The following is a 16,381-nucleotide window of genomic DNA, read 5'->3' on the forward strand; positions in this document are numbered from 1 at the left end:
CGAGTTCTCCAAACGGTCGGGGTGTTTCAGGCCGGGTCGGGTTCTGACCGCGACCATGCTATCGGGGTCGGGCCTCACGACCCGATACCAATGGGGCTTTGCAGCCACGGCTGGTCGATGCCGACCAGCCCGGCGGCGAAGTTCAGGGCACCGAGCAGCCACAGCGTGCCGACCACGACGGCGACGGTGAACACCACGCCCAGGATCTGCACCCACAGGCCCTGGCGCTTGAACCAGTCCATCACCTTGTCGTAGCGCTCCCGCACCCAGGCCAGCAGCCGGCGGGCCCAGTCGAACTCGGTGGCGAGGATGCCCAGCCCGACGAACACGATGGCCCAGCCGGGACCGGGATACGGGATCGCCACGATCCCGACCGCGAAGATCAGCGTGCCCACGACGGCGACACCGACGCGGTAGGCGAGATCGGCGGCCGGCCGTTCCCGCAGCCGGTCGCGCCATCGGCCCCACCGGCGGGTGAGCGCGGTGCGGTTGCCGTCGCTCACGGCTGTCCCGGCTTGAGCTTGACGAACAGCGAATGCGCCTCGGCGAGGACGTGGTCACCGTCGAGCAGGCGTCCCGACACGAAGATCTTCCGGTCGACGATGTCGTCGATGCCCGCCTCGACCTGCAGCAGCTGCTCCACCGGCACGACCTTGCGGTAGTCGACGTGCAGGAATGCCGTGCGCTGGGCGCGGCTGCGGCTGAGTTTGAAGGCCGTGAAGCCGAGCAGTGAGTCGAACAGGTGCGCAATCGTGCCGCCGTGCGCGGCGCCGTTGCGGCCGAGGTGGTAGCGGCGGAACCGGGCGGTGCCGCGCACCCGCTCGTCGTCGGTGACGTGCAGATCCACCGGCACCTGCAGGATGTTGCCGCGGTTGGGCAGGTCCATCCGCCGTCCGGACGGCGACGACCACTCGTCGGCGTCGTACGGCGCCAGCAGTTCGGACGCCTTCTCGATCAGCGCCGCGGCCTCGGTGACCACGTCATCGGGGGCGTCGGCGGCGCGCGCATGGTCCTGCAGGGAGCGCACCGCTTCGATGAAGCGCCCGTAGTCCGGCCCGCCGCGGGTGGTGGGCCGCGGCGGGTTGAACCCGCCGCCTACGTGGGTGTCGACGGAGTCGTTGGCGCTCACCCGCTCACCGTATTGGTTGACTCAGCTCTGAGTTGCCCCGGCGTTGGTCAAGGTGTCGAATTCGGCGTCGCTCAGCTCGATCCGCCCCGCAGCGACGTTCTCCTCCAGATGTGCGACCTTCGACGTGCCGGGAATCGGCAGCATCACCGGCGAGCGCTCGAGCAGCCATGCGAGCGCCAGTTGCGACGGTGTCGCGCCGTGGTCGGCCGCGATGCGCTGCAGCGGGCCGTCAGTGGCGGCCAGCGGGCCCGCCGCCAACGGAAACCACGGGATGAACGCGATGCCCTGGCCCTCGCAGGCCTCCAGTACCGGCTCGGCGGAGCGCGCCGTCAGGTTGTACATGTTCTGCACCGACACGATCGGGGCGACCGCACGGGCGGCCTCGAGCTGCTCGGCGCTGACCTCCGACAGCCCGATGTGGCGGATCTTGCCCTCTTGCTGCAGCGCGAGCAGTTCCCCGACCTGGTCTTCGGCGGGGAACTTGTCGTCGATGCGGTGCAGCTGGAACAGATCGATGGTGTCCACGCCGAGGCGGCGCAGGCTCATCTCGCACTCCTGACGCAGGTAGGCCGGGTACCCGAGCACCGGCCACTGGTCAGGACCGGTGCGCAGCAGCCCCGCCTTGGTCGCGACCACCACACCGTCGTAGGGGTGCAGCGCCTCGCGGATCAGCTCCTCGGAGATGTAGGGCCCGTACGAGTTCGCGGTGTCGATGAAGTCGACGCCGAGCTCCACGGCGCGACGCAGCACCCGCAGACATTCGTCGCGATCGGCCGGCGGCCCCCACACGCCCTTCCCGGTCAGGCGCATCGCGCCGAAGCCGAGCCGGTTGACGGTCAGATCGTTGCCCAGGGTGAGTGTCGCGGAGGTCACCGCATCGACGGTACGCGGGCGATGCGAAGCTGACGGGGTGAAGCTGAGCGACCTGAGCGGCCGGCCGCTGACCTACGCCGAGGTGGGTGCGACGGCCGGCTCCCCGCCGCCCGGCTACCGCTTTCTGCGCAAGACGTCGGTGATCGGCCGCGGCCGCGCACGATTCGAGCAGGCGGCCGAGGAGGGCATGCGCTTCGGGATGCTGCGCGGAGCCGGGGTCCGGGTCGAGGCGACGACTCCGACGGCCGAGATCGGCACCGATGTACTCGGCCACCTCGGCCCGGTACCCGCGCCGTGCCGGGTGGTCTACGTCGTCGACGAGCCCGACCGCCGCGGATTCGCCTACGGCACCCTGGCCGGCCACACGGTGCGCGGTGAGGAGTTGTTTCTCGTGCGCTACGAAGCCGCCACCAGCGAAGTCGTCGCCGAAGTCGCCGCCTTCTCCCGGCCGGCGACGTGGTGGAGCCGGCTGGGCTCGCCGGTCACCTCGGTGCTGCAACGCCTGATCGCCGCACGCTATCTGCGGGCCCTCTGAACGACCGGTCAGCCGGGGTCACGGAAGCGACATCGCCATGCCCGGGTGATCCACGGTGGTCAGCGGTAGATTGATGTCCCAAATTGACGCAAGAAGTAACGCAAGAAGTATGGACGGTGGCGGTGAACGATCAGCCCGACCTGGAGGCGACCCATCTGCGGGTCGCCGAGCTCGTGCAGGGGCTGCACAACAGACCTGATACTGACGCCGACACGGTGATCGCCGAACTGGCCGAGAACGCGGCGGTGGAGATTCCGGGCGCGCAGTGCGCGGGCATCACGCTGACGCGCAATGCCCGCAATATCGAGACCCCGGCAGCGACGTCGCACTGGCCGGTCCTGCTCGACAAGATCCAGCAGCGCTACCGCGAAGGGCCGTGCCTGACAGCGGCGTGGGAAGAGAAGACGATTCACGTCGCGAATCTGGAGACCGACACCCGGTTTCCGAACTACCGCCGCGACGCGCTGGCGGAAACCCCGATCCGGTCCATCATGGCGTTCCAGCTGTTCATCGCCGGCGAGACGCTCGGCGCGCTGAACGTCTACTCCGAGCAGCCCGACGTGTTCACCCCCGAGTCGCGAACCATGGGGCTGATCTTCGCCGCGCATTCGTCGGTCGCGTGGAACTCGGCGAGGCGCGAGGAACAGTTCCAGCGGGCGCTGTCGAGTCGCGACATGATCGGCCAGGCCAAGGGCATGATCATGGAGCGCTATCACGTGAACGCGGTGCAGGCGTTCGAGGTGCTGCGCAAGCTGTCCCAGGATTCCAACGTGCCGCTGATCCAGGTGGCCACTGACCTGGTGGCCGGCGCGCAGTCAGAGAACGGTCGACGGAGCGGGTGAGCGACCTGGCTGAGCACTCTCAGCCAGGCCGGCACCCGCGATGATTACTGCCCTTCCCAGCGGTCGCGGCGGTCGCCGGCCGGGGTGGCGCCGGTGACCGGCGCCCGCGGCAGGTCGGCGTTCACCGGACCCCGGTTTGCCGAATTTCCTTGCGTCGCAGACCAATCCGTTCCGACGCAGAGCAGGTCGGACGGCACCGGGATCTCGTTGGGCAGCGGAACCGGAAGGCCGGGGATCGACGGCAGGTTCAGCGGCGAGGGCGAGATCAGGTTGGACACCCCCGTCGCCAGCAGCGGAGTCACCGTGTCCGGAATCACCGGACCGCCCACCGAGACGGCTCCGGCCGCACCCGGCGCCGGTGCCGGCGGCGGCGGCAGGAGGCCGACCACCGACGACGCGCTGTCCTGCACGGTCCGCAGCACCCCGGGCGGGGTCAGCAGGTCCGCGACCGTCATCGAGTTGCCGGGAGTTCCGGGGATCGGCGACGACGGGACACCGGTGTTGACGACCACCGATGACGGCGGGGTCGGCGGTGTGCCGGGGACGTTGCCGGGGACGTTGGCCGCGACCGGCACACCCGGTGTCCCTGGGATGGGCGGCGTGGCGGCTGCCCCGGGAACGGTCACGCTTCCGCCCGGAACCGGCGGCGTCGGAGGTGTCACCACACCAGCAGGAACCGCAGCAGCCCCACCCGGAACCGGCGGCGTCGGAGGCGTCACCACACCAGCAGGAACCGCACCAGCCCCACCCGGAACCGGCGGCGTCGGAGGCGTCACCACACCAGCAGGAACCGCACCAGCCCCACCCGGAACCGGCGGCGTCGGAGGCGTCACCACACCAGCAGGAACCGCACCAGCCCCACCCGGAACCGGCGGCGTCGGAGGCGTCACCACACCAGCAGGAACCGCACCAGCCCCACCCGGAACCGGCGGCGTCGGAGGCGTCACCACACCAGCAGGAACCGCACCAGCCCCACCCGGAACCGGCGGCACCGGAGGCGTCACCACACCAGCAGGAACCGCACCAGCCCCACCCGGAACCGGCGGCACCGGAGGCGTCACCACACCAGCAGGAACCGCACCAGCCCCACCCGGAACCGGCGGCACCGGAGGCGTCACCACACCAGCTTCGCCGAACACGGGGGCGCCGGGAACGCCCGGCGCGACACCCGCGGGTCCTGCGGTGCCGGCGGCGGCCTCAACCGGGGCACCGGCACCGGCAGCCGGTCCTGCAGAACCCGCTGCAGCAGCAACAGGAGCACCTGCACCGGGGGCGCCACCCGGCACGGCGGCACCGGCATCACCGACGATCGGTGCGCCGGGAGCGCCCGGAGCCGGCGGCGCAACGCCCGCCGACGCGGCCTGAACCGGAGCGCCGGGAACACCAGGACCGCCGGGAGTAGCTGCGCCGGCAGCGGCGTCGATCGGAGCGCCGGGAACACCCGGAGCCGGCGGCGTCACGACACCCGCGTCACCAACAACCGGCGCACCCGGAACACCAGGAGCGGGCGGCGTCGCCAGCCCGGCCTCACTCGCAACCGGCGCACCCGGAACACCCGGAGCCGGCGGCGTCACCACCTCCACCGACGAACCGGCAGGCGTCGCAGGCACCCCGGGAGCGGGCGGCGTCGCCACACCGGCCTCACTCGCAACCGGCGCACCCGGAACACCCGGAGCCGGCGGCGTCACCACCTCCACCGACGAACCGGCAGGCGTCGCAGGCACCCCGGGAGCGGGCGGCGTCGCCACACCGGCCTCACTCGCAACCGGCGCACCCGGAACACCCGGAGCCGGCGGCGTCGCCAGCTCGACCGACGAACCGGCAGGCGTCCCCGGCACACCCGGCGCCGGCGGTGTCACCACACTCGACGAACCCTGCACCGGCGCACCCGGAACACCCGGAGCCGGCGGCGTCACCACCTCCACCGACGAACCGGCAGGCGTCGCAGGCACCCCGGGAGCGGGCGGCGTTGCCACACCGGCCTCACTCACGACCGGCGCACCCGGAACACCAGGAGCCGGCGGCGTCGCCAGCTCGACCGACGAACCGGCAGGCGTCCCCGGCACACCCGGCGCCGGCGGTGTCACCACACTCGACGAACCCTGCACCGGCGCACCCGGAACACCAGGAGCCGGCGGCGTCACCACCTCGACCGACGAACCGACAGGCGTCCCCGGCACACCCGGCGCCGGCGGTGTCACCACACTCGACGAACCCTGCACCGGCACACCAGGAACACCAGGAGCCGGCGGCGTCGCCAGCTCGACCGACGAACCGGCAGGCGTCCCCGGCACACCCGGCGCCGGCGGTGTCACCACACTCGACGAACCCTGCACCGGCACACCAGGAACACCCGGAGCCGGCGGCGTCGCCAGCTCCACCGACGAACCGGCGGGAGTCGAAGGAGCCGGCGGTGCCGGGGGCGAGAACGTCTCGACACTCGCGGCGGAAGGCGTCGCGGGAGCGGGCGGCGCTGGCGGAGAGAAGGTCTCGACGGAATTGGCGGCGGGCGTGGCGGGTGCGGGCGGAGCCGGCGGCGTCACCACACCCGACGAACCCTCCACCGGAGCACCCGGAACACCGGGCGCCGGCGGCGTCACACCCTGCACCGACGAACCCACCGGCGTCGCAGGCACACCCGGCCCCGGCGGCGTCACCACACCCGACGAACCCTCCACCGGAGCACCCGGAACACCGGGCGCCGGCGGCGTCACACCCTCCACCGACGAACCCACCGGCGTCGCAGGCACACCCGGCCCCGGCGGCGTCACCACACCCGCCTCGCCGACCACGGGCGCACCCGGCAGGCCAGGCGCGGGCGGCGCGGCGTTCCCGGCAGCGGCGGCGACCGGTGCACCCGGTGCTGGGATACCTGCGGGCGGCACCGCACCCGCCTCGCCGACCACGGGCGCACCCGGCAGGCCAGGCGCGGGCGGCGCGGCGTTCCCGCCGGCGGCGGCGACCGGAGCTCCCGGCACACCCCCGCCCGGCGCGGCCGCACCAGCGGCGGCCTCGACGGGAGCACCGTGAGCCGGAATGCCGGCCGGGGCAACCGCACCGGCGTCACCGATGACCGGTGCGCCCGGCACACCGGGAGCCGGTGGCAACGCGGCCGCAGCAGGGACACCGACCGGTGCGCCCGGCACACCGGGAGCCGGCGGCGTCGCCGCCCCAACAGGAGCACCCACCGGCGCACCCGGCACACCCGGAGCCGGCGGCGTCGCCGCCCCAACAGGAACACCCACCGGCGCACCCGGCACACCCGGAACCGGCGGCAACGCCGCACCGGCATCACCGATGACCGGGGCACCCGGGACGGGCAGCGCCGGCGGACCGACGTTGACGACGGGCGTGCCGGCCGGCGCTCCGGGCACCGGAGGCACCGGCGGGGTCGCACCCGCGGCGGGAGTCACCACTGCGGCTGGTGGTTTCGGCGGCACCGGTGGCGTGCCCGCACCGATCGAACTCGACGCGGGAACACCCGGCGTACCCGGCACGGGCGGCGTGACACCCGACGACGACGTCGACACCGAGGCAGGCGGGCGCGGGGGCACCGGCGGCAGACCTGCCGACGACGAGCTTGCCGGCGGCACCACCACCGGCGGGGCGGGCTGCCCGGGACCGGCTGTGAACGAGCTCGCGGCCTCGTGCAGCGCCTGCGGAATGTCGGCGGGGTGAGTGGCGATTTGCTGCAGGATGCCCACGCACGGGACGCCGCCTCGTGTGGGGTCCGCAGCGGCCAGCGGACTCAGCACCGGGGCGGTCAAGAACATCCCCGCGCTGCCCATCATGACAACGACGATGCCCTTCTTGGTCCGTGACATGCGCTCCCAGTCCTTCTGCGTCGTTCTGCGAATTTCGATCGCCTACTGGGCTTACTGAACCGACAATTTGCGAAAACGCCGCCGCGACAAATCCTGCGTTATCCAACCGTTGCCAAGGAGAAGCGTTCCCGTTGTGGACGCATCGCCGTGAGCTGGCGAAACTCCGATCGCCCGAAACACGTTCTGCCAGTCGTCCATGGCACGGACACAGGCGCCGATTCGCGACGCCCGACCGATCTCGCTCCCCCGCGCGGGTCGCACCGCAAACCCAAGTTTCGTGCCCGAGCACCTCCTCGTGCGGTGGGTCAGCCGGCCGGCGCCCTCCCGCCGTCGTCGCCCGCCGCCCGCTTCTCCCACCGAAGGAGACCACGAGGGGATGCGAAACTCGTCGCCACCGGGCCGGACGTGTGACGGAGTTGCTGGCCACCGGCGGGCGGCCGCAACTGCATTTCCCTCACTTCGGCCGGAATCACCATGACGGCCGATAGAAGCCCTCCCGAAAGGGTTGTCCGCCAACACGTTCGATCGGCCTACCAGCAGTGCGCGCAGGCGATGGTTTGACGGCACTCGTCACACGGTTCAAGGACCATTGGCCCTGTCTGCGCCCCGCCCCGCCGCGCACTGTGGGAGGAGACGAGGTGGAGGTGAGATGCCCACGACGCAAATCAGGTCCGAACTGATCGTCGATGCGCTGCAGGTGGCCTGTCGGGCACCGTCTCTGCACAACACGCAGCCATGGCGCTGGGTGCTGACCGACCACACCGTGGAGTTGTTCGCCGATCCGTCGCGCCACGCGCCATCCGCCGACAGCAGCGGACGCCAGGCCGTGATCAGCTGCGGCGCCGCCCTTCACCACTTCCGGGTGGCGATGGCAGCCGCGGGGTGGCACACCACGGTGCGGCGCTTCCCCGACCCCGAGGACCCGCTGCACCTGGCCACCGTCGAGTTCAGCCCGTCACCGTCGGCCTCCGAGGACCAGAGGCGGCTCGCCGACGCGATCATGGCGCGGCGCACCGACCGCCTCCCGCTGTCCGAGCCGCCCGACGTCGAGAACCTCCTCAGCAGGCTGACCGCCGATCACCATGACGATGCGGTCAGCTTCCACCTGGTGGCCGAGGAGCTTCGGTCGGCCCTGGCCGAAGCCTCCTACCTCACCGACACGGCGCGACTGTTCGACAGCGGCTATCACAACGAACTCTATTGGTGGACAGAGCAATTGTCGTCCGACGACGGGATACCGCCCAGCGCGCTGATCTCCGCACCCGAGAGTGACCGCGTGGATGTCGGACGCACCTTCCCGGTCAGCACGCAACCGGAGCGCCGCAGCGAGATCGGTGAGGACCGGTCCCGGATCCTGGTGATCTCCACTGTCGATGATTCGCCGGAGAGCGTCTTGCGTTGCGGCGAGGCACTTTCGTCGGCATTGCTGGAAGCGACGATCGCCGGCTACGCGACGTGCACGCTGACGCACATCACCGAATTGCCGTCAGGGCGGGAGGTCGTCGCAGCTCTGATCGACGGCGAAGCGATCCCCCAGGCCCTGATCAGGGTCGGGATGGCGCCCGCCCTGGAAGGCGCGCCTCCGCCGACACCGCGTCGGCACATCCGTGAAGTCATCGAAATACGCAGGGAGTGAACATGATCGAGGGTGCGCCCGCGCCATGTGTGGTGGTGGGAATCGATGGATCACCGGCGGCGGTCGATGCCGCGCTGTGGGCGATCGACGAAGCCATCGACCATGATGTCCCGCTTCGACTGGTCTACGTCATCGACAGCCCGGACTCCGCCACGGTCGATCCGCAGGACCAGGCACGCAGCCTGGCCACCGCGGAAGTGGCCGTGCGATATGTCCTGACGGCGGTGGAATCGACCGAACGGCCGGTCAAGATGGAAGTGGAGATCCTGCAGGGCCGCCCGGTGGAGACGCTGTTGGAGGCCTCCCGCACAGCGGTGATGTTGTGCGTCGGGGCGCGCGGCCTGCGACACGCCACCCGTGGCCGCATCGGCTCCACCGCTGCCGCACTGTCGAAGTCGGCGCACTGCCCGGTGGCCATCGTCCGCGCTCATCGACCGCATGCCAACCGCGACCGCGCCGTCGTCATCGACGTCGACGACAACGCCGCAGGCAACGTCGTTCTCCATCGCGGCCTGGAGGAGGCGCGACGGCGGCACGCGCCGGTGAGGGTGCTTGCGCCCGCCCATACCTACGCCGACGTCCAGGCGCACTGGGAGCGTCGCCTCGACGAATCCCGGCGCCGCTTCCCGCAACTCGACATCACGTCGGTGAGCAGCCACGGCGATCCTCTCCACTACCTGGCCGCCAACGCCAACGCCATTCAGCTGGTGGTCACGGGGCGTACGCGTTCGGGAGGACTGGGCGCGCTCGTCGGAGCCCAGGGGAACGCCGCGCTGCGCGACACCGATTGTTCGATCCTGGTCTGCGGACCGCACACCGCACTGTGAACCGGTGCCCGATCGCAAGGGGATGACGGCATGGTGAAGGTATTCCTGGTCGACGATCACGAGGTGGTCCGGCGCGGTCTGGTCGACCTGCTCAGCAGCGATCCCGAACTCGACGTGATCGGTGAGGCGGGCTCGGTGTCCGAGGCCCTGGCCCGGATCCCCGCCCTCCAACCCGACGTCGCGGTACTCGACGTCCGCCTGCCCGACGGCAACGGCATCGAATTGTGCCGCGACCTGCTGTCCCGGATGCCCGACCTGCGCTGCCTGATGCTGACCTCGTTCACCTCCGACGAGGCCATGCTCGACGCGATCCTGGCCGGCGCCAGCGGCTACGTCGTCAAAGACATCAAGGGCATGGAGCTGGCCCGGGCGATCAAGGATGTCGGGTCTGGGCGCTCACTGCTGGACAACCGGGCCGCGGCGGCCTTGATGGCCAAGCTGCGTGGCGACGGCCAGCCCACCGATCCACTTTCCGAGCTCACCGAACAGGAACGGGTACTGCTCGACCTGCTGGGTGAGGGCCTGACCAACAAGCAGATCGCCGCCCGGATGTTCCTGGCAGAGAAGACCGTCAAGAACTACGTGTCTCGGCTCCTGGCCAAACTCGGTATGGAGCGCCGCACCCAGGCCGCCGTCTTCATCTCCAAGCTCGAGCGGCGGCAACGGCCCGGCTCGAGGTGAGCCGGCGCCGCCACTCACTCCAGCGGCGAACCGTCCAGGTAGGCAACGACATCGGACAGGCCGCGGCGCGGCGTCGAGGGCAGCGGATCGGCATTGATCGGTGCCCAACCGATACGCAGCAGCATCTGCGGATGCGCATCGGTTCCGAACACGTCCTCCCGCAGCGCCTCCCGGGTCCGCGCCACCTCCAGCGGCTCGGTGATCGGGCAGCTCGCCAGACCCAGCGCGGTCGCCGTCAACAACACCAGGCTGGTCGCCTCCCCCGCCCGTAACCAGGCCATCGTGTCGTCGTCGCGCGTGCCCAGCGCGAGGATCACGGCGTGCTCGTCGGCAGGGTCGGTGTGCAGAGGCTGGGTGAGCACGCCGACCGCGAAATGCCGGGCGGGAACGCGCGCCACCCCGTCGGGGCCGGGCACGCTGCGGGCGGGCACGCCGGTCGTTGCGGCGTAACGCCCGCTCCACCGGGCCAATTCGTCGAGGTACCCCTCATCGGATTCGTGTAAGCGCGCCGCCTCGCCCGCGAGACCGGCGAGACCGTCGAGGTCGGCGATGCGGCGCAACACTATCCCCGCACGCGCAGCCCTGGCCCCCATCAACACGACGTCGCCCCGCGGCACCGGCCAGGAGCTGTAGTGCCGCCTGTCGGTCCGTCGGCGGGGTATCGCCGCAGCCAGCGCGACATCCAGGTCGGCCGCCGGGTAGGGATAGAGCGTCAGCGCCGCCAGGTGGTCGGGTTCGGCGGGGTTGGGAAAGCGGGTCACCTTCGCCTGCCACCCCAGCGCCGCCAGCGCGACGACGCAGTGGTTGAGCGCCGCCCCGCAGCTGAGCATCAGGTCGCGGCCGTCCGGGTCGGTGTGCCGCAACTGCAGGCTCGGATCGGCGTAGAGATGCAGGCCCTCCTCGCCGACGCGCCACCGCCACGGCTGCGAGTTGTGCACCGACGGCGCGCGTGTCGCCAGCGACAGCGCGGACCGCAGCGTTTCGGTGTCGGGAAAGTCCGTCATCACTGTCACCCTTTCGAGCGTCGTCTCGCCCTCCAGAGTGCGTCGCGCCGCCGGTGTTTGCGGAGGGCACAAAGGCCTCGATGCAGCCGGCCAGTGGACAGATTTTCGTCAGGACCGAAGCCACACCGCGGTGTCCGGGGGCAGCACGGCGCCGACGCCGGGCGCCGAGGCGAGCACCACCGACGCCGTGTCGGGCAGCGCCACGGCGTCCTCCCCGGTGTTGACCCAGCACTGCGCGCCTCCGCGCTCGAAGGCGGCGACCTCAGCGGCAGTGGTGAGCCATTTCACGTCGCCGGCATCCCGCCACAGCGACGGCCGCAACCGCAGCGCTTCGCGATAGAGGTTGAGCGTCGAATCGGCGTCGCGCTCCTGGGCCTCGACGCTGTGTTCGCCCCAGTGCGCGGGCTGCGGTAGCCACGTGGCGGATCCGGGCTCGGGCGCGAAGCCATAGGGAGCGTCGGTCGCCGTCCACGGCAACGGAATCCGGCAGCCGTCGCGACCGACGTCGGTGAAGCCCGACTGCACCCACGTCGGATCCTGACGCACGTCGTCGGGCAGGTCCTCGACCTCCTCGAGGGCCAACTCCTCCCCCTGGTAGACGTAGGCGGTGCCGGGCAGCGCGAGCTGCACCAGCGCCGCGGCGCGGGCACGGCGCCTGCCGATGACGTGGTCGGGATCCTCCTCGGTCCACCGGCCCCGCTCCCAATCGGTTTCGATGAGGTGCGCCGGCTGCGAACGGGAGAAGCGGGTCACGGTACGAGTGACATCGTGGTTGGACAGCACCCACGTCGGTGGCGCGCCGACGGTGGCGGCGGCGGCGATCGCGTCGTCGACGACCGAGCGCAGCACCTCAGCCCGCCACGGCGCCCGCAGGAAGTCGAATTGGAAGGCGGTGTGCAGTTCGTCGGGCCGCAGGTAGCGCGCCAGCCGCTCATTGCTGGGCACCCACGCCTCGGCGATGAAGATGCGCTCGGGGGTGTAGCGCTCCGCGACCGCGCGCCAGGCCCGGTAGACGTCGTGGACGCCGTCCTGGTCCCAGGCCGGGTGCCCCTCGCGCGACTGCACCAGACTCTGCGCGGCGTCGTCGGGGTCGGCGGTGTCGCGAAGTCCGGCCTCCTTGATCAGGCCGTGCGCCACATCGATCCGGAAGCCGTCCACACCACGGTCGAACCAGAAGGCGAGGATGTCCTCGAATTCGGCGCGCACCTCGGCGTGGTCCCAGTTCAGGTCCGGCTGACCCGGCGCGAAAAGGTGCAGGTACCACTGCCCGTCGGCGACCCGGGTCCACGCGGGTCCGCCGAAGACGCTCTGCCAGTTGTTCGGCGGTGCGGCGCCGTCGGGGCCGCGGCCGGCCCGAAAGTGATAGCGCTGCCGCGCCCCCGGCTCGTCGGCCAGCGCCGCGCGGAACCAGGCGTGCTGATCGGAGGTGTGGTTCGGCACGATGTCGAGCAGCACGCGAATGCCCCGCGCGTGCGCCTCGGCGATCAGCTCCTGCGCCTCCTGCAGGGTGCCGTAGGCCGGCTCGATGTCGCGGTAATCGGAGACGTCATAGCCGGCGTCGGCCATCGGCGACGGGTACCACGGGTTGATCCAGATCGCGTCGACACCCAGCCGCGCCAGGTACGGCAACCGTGTTCGCAGACCTGCGATGTCGCCGACGCCGTCGCCGTTACCGTCGGCGAAGCTGCGGATGTAGACCTGATAGACGACGGCGGTCTGCCACCACGGTGAGACGGCGGGGGCCACGGCACTCCATTCCACTTGACGCGTGAACGTGTCCCCACGGTAGTGAACCGGACAGAATCACGACAGCCGGAGCACATTCGGCAGCGGTGGCGGCGGGTGCCGCGCCGACGGGGTACCGCTGCGCAGGAGATTCTGTGAACTGTGACACACTCGTCGCTGTACCGAATGTGCTGGTCGTGGCCCTCATCGGAGACCACAACTTCATAAACGAGGACGTGATGAAACGAATCCAGTTCGCCCGCGGGCGACGACGTCGTGCAATCGCGCTGGCAAGCGCGCCTCTGGTCGCCGCCACGTTGTTGTCCGGGTGCGGTAGCGAGGGCGGCCCGCCGACGCTGACGTGGTACATCCTTCCCGACAACGGCGGCTCGGCCGCGCGCGCCCAGGAGTGCGAAGCCGCCTCCAACGGTGCCTACCGGGTACGCATCGAGTCGCTGCCCAGCACGGCCACCGCGCAGCGGGAGCAGATGGTGCGCCGCCTGGCTGCCGGCGACTCCTCGATCGACCTGGTCAGCATGGACGTGGTGTTCACCGCCGAGTTCGCCAACGCGGGATTCCTGCGGCCCTACACCGCCGAGGAGAGGCAGCGGCTGACCGCGGGGATGCTGCCGGCGCCCGTCAAGACCGGTAAGTGGGAGGACAAGCTCTACGGCGCCCCGTACAAGTCCAACGCCCAGCTGCTCTGGTACCGCAAGTCGGCGGCCGCCGCGGCCGGGGTCGACCCGGCCTCGCCGACGTTCACCTGGGACGAGATGATCAAAGCCGCTGTGGGACAACAGAAGAAGGTTGCCGTCCAAGCGCAGCGCTACGAGGGCTACACCGTGCTGATCAACGCGCTGGTGCTGTCCGGCGGCGGCGCGCTGCTCCAGGACGTCGAGGCCGGCCGCAACGCCAAGCCGTCACTGGCCAGTCCGGCAGGCGAGAAGGCCGCCGAGATCGTCGGCAACCTCGGACGCTCCCCCGCCGCGCCCGCCGACCTGTCCAATGCGTCGGAGGAGCAGGCCCGCGCCAACTTCCAGTCCGGTCAGGGCATGTTCATGGTCAACTGGCCCTACGTGCTCGCCGCCGCCCGCAGCGCCGCCGAAGAGGGGACGCTCGACCAGGCCGTCGTCGACGACATCGGCTGGGCGCGCTATCCCCGGGTGGCACCCGACCGCCCCAGCGCGCCGCCACTCGGCGGGGCGAACCTCGGCATCGGCGCCTACACGAAGCATCCGGACCAGGCGGTCGCGCTCGTCGAGTGCATCAACGCCGAACCGAAGGCGACTCAGTACATGCTCGACGAGAGTGAGCCGTCGCCCTACGCCGCGTCCTACGACGACCCCAAGATCCGCGAGGAGTACGCCAACGCCGACCTGATCCGCGAATCCATCGGCGACGGCGGTCCGCGGCCGCCGACCCCCTATTACACCGACATCTCGGGAGCGATCCAGCAGACGTGGCACCCGCCCGCCTCGGTGAATGCCGAAACCCCGGAAAGGACAGACCAATTCATGGCTGACGTGCTCGCGGGCAGGCGCCTCCTGTGACGACGCTCCAGACCCCGCCGCTGCAGAGAGAACCCGGCACACCCGCGATGAGTGAGCGGGTCAAGGGTGAGCGCAGGCTCGGCATCTACCTGACCCTGCCGTCATATGTGGTGATGCTGCTCGTCACCGCCTACCCCCTCGGCTACGCACTGGTGTTGTCGCTGTACAACTTCCGCCTCACCGATCCCGGCGGCCGTAGCTTCGTCGGACTGGGCAACTACCTGGTGATCCTCACCGACCCGCTGTGGTGGAACGATTTCGTCACCACGCTGGCCATCACTGTGGTCACCGTCGCGGTGGAACTCGTGCTCGGGTTCTGGTTCGCCTTCGTGATGCTGCGTATCGTCCGGGGCCGCGGCCCGCTGCGCACAGCGATCCTCATCCCGTACGGCATCGTCACCGTCGTGTCGGCGTTCATCTGGCGCTACGCCTTCGCCATCGACTCCGGGTTCGTCAACCAGTGGCTGAACCTGTCGGGTTTCGACTGGTTCGGCGACCGGTGGTCCGCCATATTCGTCATCTGCCTCTCCGAGATATGGAAGACCACGCCGTTCATCTCGCTGCTGCTGCTCGCCGGTCTGGTGCAGGTCCCCGAGGACATGCAGGAGGCCGCGAAGGTCGACGGCGCCACCGCATGGCAACGGCTCTGGAAGATCACGCTGCCTAACATGAAGGCCGCGATCATGGTGGCGCTGCTGTTCCGCACCCTCGATGCGTGGCGCATCTTCGACAACCCGTACGTGATGACCGCCGGCGCCAACAACACCGAGACGATCTCGTTCCTGGCGTATCGGCAGAATGTCACGCTGGTCAATCTCGGTATGGGATCGGCCGTCTCGGTGCTGTTGTTCCTGTCCGTCGTCGTCATCGCATGGATCTTCATCAAGGTCTTCAAGACCGACTTGTCCCAAGTCAGGGGTGACCAGTGACCAAGAGCACCAAGTGGTGGACGCTCGCAGGCATCGTCATCGTGATCTACAGCTTCGCCCCGATGCTGTGGATGATCAGTTTGGCGTTCAAGCCGCCGTCGGACATCGTCTCGGGCAACCCGTCGTTTCTGCCCAGCACATTCACCCTCGACAACTTCGCGCAGATCTTCAGCAATCCTCTGTTCACCCGGGCGCTGATCAACTCGATCGGCATCGCCGTGGTCGCCACGGTCATCTCGGTGGTCATCGCGATGTTCGCCGCCTACGCCATTGCCCGCCTGGAGTTCCCCGGGAAAAAGGTGCTGCTGTCGCTGGCACTGGGCATCGCGATGTTCCCGCAGGCGGCGCTGGTGGGCCCCTTGTTCGATATGTGGCGCGGACTGGGGATCTACGACACCTGGCTGGGTCTGATCATCCCCTATCTGACATTCGCGCTGCCGCTGTCGATCTGGACGATGTCGGCCTTCTTCCGGCAGATCCCGTGGGAGATGGAACACGCCGCACAGGTGGACGGGGCGACGCAGTGGCAGGCGTTCAGGAAGGTGATCGTCCCACTTGCCGCGCCGGGCGTGTTCACCACGGCGATCCTGACGTTCTTCTTCTGCTGGAACGACTTCCTGTTCGCGATCTCACTGACGTCCACCGACAGCGCGCGGACGGTGCCTGCGGCGCTGGCGTTCTTCCAGGGCGCCTCGTACTTCGAGTCGCCGGTCCCCTACATCATGGCCGCGTCGGTGATCGTGACGATCCCCGTCGTCATCTTGGTCCTCATCTTCCAGCGGCGCATCGTCGCCGGCCTGACATCCGGAGCAGTGAAGGGATAACC

General features: G+C 70.1%; 17 protein-coding genes. 10 read left to right on the top strand and 7 right to left on the bottom strand.

Annotation, left to right across the window (positions count from 1 at the left end; translation table 11 throughout):
- Positions 1 to 74: 74 nt before the first annotated feature.
- The 3 genes from G6N45_RS20625 to G6N45_RS20635 are packed head-to-tail and all read right to left on the bottom strand — an operon-like array spanning position 75 to position 2,002.
- Positions 75 to 503: a TIGR02611 family protein gene (locus tag G6N45_RS20625; protein ID WP_163724144.1), complete on the bottom strand. Its 429-nt coding sequence runs from the start codon at positions 501 to 503 to the stop codon at positions 75 to 77.
- Positions 500 to 1,129, bottom strand: coding sequence for a PaaI family thioesterase (locus tag G6N45_RS20630; RefSeq protein WP_163724146.1), 630 nt, complete (start codon positions 1,127 to 1,129; stop codon positions 500 to 502). The genes G6N45_RS20625 and G6N45_RS20630 overlap by 4 nt, the downstream gene beginning before the upstream one ends.
- Before the next feature lie 21 nt (positions 1,130 to 1,150).
- The gene (locus tag G6N45_RS20635; protein WP_163724148.1) at positions 1,151 to 2,002 is read right to left on the bottom strand and encodes an aldo/keto reductase; all 852 of its coding nucleotides are present in this window, start codon (positions 2,000 to 2,002) and stop codon (positions 1,151 to 1,153) included.
- Positions 2,003 to 2,039: 37 nt separating this feature from the next.
- Between G6N45_RS20635 and G6N45_RS20640 the strand changes: the two genes are divergently transcribed.
- On the top strand, positions 2,040 to 2,537 hold the full coding sequence (locus tag G6N45_RS20640) for a DUF1990 domain-containing protein (protein WP_163724150.1): 498 nt from the start codon (positions 2,040 to 2,042) through the stop codon (positions 2,535 to 2,537).
- 122 nt (positions 2,538 to 2,659) lie between these two features.
- Positions 2,660 to 3,379 carry a GAF and ANTAR domain-containing protein gene (locus G6N45_RS20645; protein WP_163728796.1) on the top strand — a complete coding sequence of 240 codons (720 nt, stop codon included), beginning with the start codon at positions 2,660 to 2,662 and terminating at the stop codon, positions 3,377 to 3,379.
- Between the two features lie 44 nt (positions 3,380 to 3,423).
- Here the strand turns inward: G6N45_RS20645 and G6N45_RS28105 are convergent, their stop codons facing one another.
- Both G6N45_RS28105 and G6N45_RS28110 read right to left on the bottom strand, forming a co-directional pair.
- Entirely contained in the window at positions 3,424 to 4,005 is a 582-nt protein-coding gene (locus G6N45_RS28105) for a hypothetical protein (RefSeq protein WP_163724152.1), read from the bottom strand.
- Between the two features lie 488 nt (positions 4,006 to 4,493).
- Positions 4,494 to 4,682: a hypothetical protein gene (locus G6N45_RS28110; RefSeq protein ID WP_163724155.1), complete on the bottom strand. Its 189-nt coding sequence runs from the start codon at positions 4,680 to 4,682 to the stop codon at positions 4,494 to 4,496.
- Positions 4,683 to 5,878: 1,196 nt separating this feature from the next.
- Between G6N45_RS28110 and G6N45_RS28115 the strand changes: the two genes are divergently transcribed.
- The 5 genes from G6N45_RS28115 to dosR all read left to right on the top strand — a co-directional run bounded on the left by G6N45_RS28115 (position 5,879) and on the right by dosR (position 10,347).
- Positions 5,879 to 6,409 (top strand): hypothetical protein, encoded by a 531-nt coding sequence (locus G6N45_RS28115; protein ID WP_163724157.1) that lies wholly within the window; start codon positions 5,879 to 5,881, stop codon positions 6,407 to 6,409.
- A 6-nt stretch (positions 6,410 to 6,415) separates the two neighbouring features.
- Positions 6,416 to 7,057, top strand: coding sequence for a PE-PGRS family protein (locus G6N45_RS28120; protein ID WP_163724159.1), 642 nt, complete (start codon positions 6,416 to 6,418; stop codon positions 7,055 to 7,057).
- A gap of 795 nt (positions 7,058 to 7,852) precedes the next feature.
- The gene (locus tag G6N45_RS20670) at positions 7,853 to 8,839 is read left to right on the top strand and encodes an Acg family FMN-binding oxidoreductase (protein ID WP_163724160.1); all 987 of its coding nucleotides are present in this window, start codon (positions 7,853 to 7,855) and stop codon (positions 8,837 to 8,839) included.
- A 2-nt stretch (positions 8,840 to 8,841) separates the two neighbouring features.
- Positions 8,842 to 9,666, top strand: a complete 825-nt coding sequence (locus G6N45_RS20675) for a universal stress protein (RefSeq protein ID WP_163724162.1) — start codon at positions 8,842 to 8,844, stop codon at positions 9,664 to 9,666.
- A gap of 30 nt (positions 9,667 to 9,696) precedes the next feature.
- Positions 9,697 to 10,347 (top strand): hypoxia response regulator transcription factor DosR/DevR, encoded by a 651-nt coding sequence (gene dosR, locus G6N45_RS20680; RefSeq protein ID WP_057147227.1) that lies wholly within the window; start codon positions 9,697 to 9,699, stop codon positions 10,345 to 10,347.
- A gap of 14 nt (positions 10,348 to 10,361) precedes the next feature.
- Here the strand turns inward: dosR and G6N45_RS20685 are convergent, their stop codons facing one another.
- Both G6N45_RS20685 and G6N45_RS20690 read right to left on the bottom strand, forming a co-directional pair.
- Positions 10,362 to 11,354: an Acg family FMN-binding oxidoreductase gene (locus G6N45_RS20685; protein WP_163728798.1), complete on the bottom strand. Its 993-nt coding sequence runs from the start codon at positions 11,352 to 11,354 to the stop codon at positions 10,362 to 10,364.
- Positions 11,355 to 11,459: 105 nt separating this feature from the next.
- Positions 11,460 to 13,097 carry a glycoside hydrolase family 13 protein gene (locus G6N45_RS20690; protein WP_163724165.1) on the bottom strand — a complete coding sequence of 546 codons (1,638 nt, stop codon included), beginning with the start codon at positions 13,095 to 13,097 and terminating at the stop codon, positions 11,460 to 11,462.
- A 176-nt stretch (positions 13,098 to 13,273) separates the two neighbouring features.
- Here G6N45_RS20690 and G6N45_RS20695 point away from each other — a divergent pair, with 176 nt between their 5' ends.
- The 3 genes from G6N45_RS20695 to G6N45_RS20705 are packed head-to-tail and all read left to right on the top strand — an operon-like array spanning position 13,274 to position 16,379.
- Positions 13,274 to 14,626, top strand: a complete 1,353-nt coding sequence (locus G6N45_RS20695) for an extracellular solute-binding protein (protein WP_246228742.1) — start codon at positions 13,274 to 13,276, stop codon at positions 14,624 to 14,626.
- Positions 14,623 to 15,555, top strand: a complete 933-nt coding sequence (locus G6N45_RS20700; protein WP_163724169.1) for a carbohydrate ABC transporter permease — start codon at positions 14,623 to 14,625, stop codon at positions 15,553 to 15,555. Before G6N45_RS20695 ends, G6N45_RS20700 begins: the two co-directional genes overlap by 4 nt.
- A complete protein-coding gene (locus G6N45_RS20705) occupies positions 15,552 to 16,379 on the top strand; it encodes a carbohydrate ABC transporter permease (RefSeq protein ID WP_163724172.1) in 828 nt (275 codons plus the stop codon). Before G6N45_RS20700 ends, G6N45_RS20705 begins: the two co-directional genes overlap by 4 nt.
- Positions 16,380 to 16,381 lie beyond the last annotated feature (2 nt).

The organism is Mycolicibacterium psychrotolerans (assembly GCF_010729305.1).
Taxonomy (GTDB): Bacteria; Actinomycetota; Actinomycetes; order Mycobacteriales; family Mycobacteriaceae; genus Mycobacterium; species Mycobacterium psychrotolerans.

Excerpts from the sequence above, each read along its gene's own strand:
- G6N45_RS28120 (WP_163724159.1), top strand. The coding sequence starts at position 6,416 with ATGCCGGCCGGGGCAACCGCACCGGCGTCACCGATGACCGGTGCGCCC.
- G6N45_RS20670 (WP_163724160.1), top strand. The coding sequence starts at position 7,853 with ATGCCCACGACGCAAATCAGGTCCGAACTGATCGTCGATGCGCTGCAG.
- G6N45_RS20675 (WP_163724162.1), top strand. The coding sequence starts at position 8,842 with ATGATCGAGGGTGCGCCCGCGCCATGTGTGGTGGTGGGAATCGATGGA.
- dosR (WP_057147227.1), top strand. The coding sequence starts at position 9,697 with ATGGTGAAGGTATTCCTGGTCGACGATCACGAGGTGGTCCGGCGCGGT.